Origin of the sequence: Nonomuraea maheshkhaliensis (assembly GCF_039529435.1) — a bacterium.
GTDB lineage: Bacteria > Actinomycetota > Actinomycetes > Streptosporangiales > Streptosporangiaceae > Nonomuraea > Nonomuraea maheshkhaliensis.
The window spans coordinates 1-512 of the sequence record NZ_BAAAMU010000346.1 but is presented as its reverse complement, the minus strand read 5'-3'; the positions used below and the strand labels follow the sequence as shown (position 1 = coordinate 512).

1 protein-coding gene is annotated in these 512 nt (G+C 66.6%); it reads left to right on the top strand.

Annotated elements, in window-relative coordinates; translation table 11 throughout:
• The coding region (locus tag ABFX54_RS56785; RefSeq protein WP_346115642.1) for a radical SAM protein at positions 1 to 512 on the top strand (512 nt) is incomplete at both ends.

The window sequence follows — 512 nt, the reverse complement described above, 5'->3', positions numbered from 1 at the left end:
CTGGACATCGAGGTGCTCGAACGGCTGCTCCGCGAGACGGACGAGACCAGGCCCAAGACCTGGCTGTGGGGCGGCGAGCCGCTGATGTACCGCCGCCTGCGCGAACTGGCCGAGCTCCTGGTCCGTTACCCGCGCAAGGTCAACATCTGCACGAACGGCCTGCTCATCGAGCGCAACCTGGAGCATCTGCTCAAGCTCGGCAGCAACCTCAACCTGACGGTCAGCCTCGACGGGCTCGAAGCCGACCACGAGGCGCTGCGCGGACCGAGGTCGTTCTCCAGGACGGAACGCAACCTCAAGACCCTGCTCGACCTGCGCAGGAGCGGAGAGTACCGGGGCGAGGTCACCATCAACTCCATGGTCAGCAACGCGACGGCAGGCCGCCTGTACGAGTTCATGGAGTGGGCCGAGGAGCTCGAACTCCACTCGGTCTTCTTCCAGCTGCCCTGGTGGATCGCTCCCGAGGCCGCCGCGCGGATGGACGACGTGTACGCGCGCGACTTCGCCTGGCT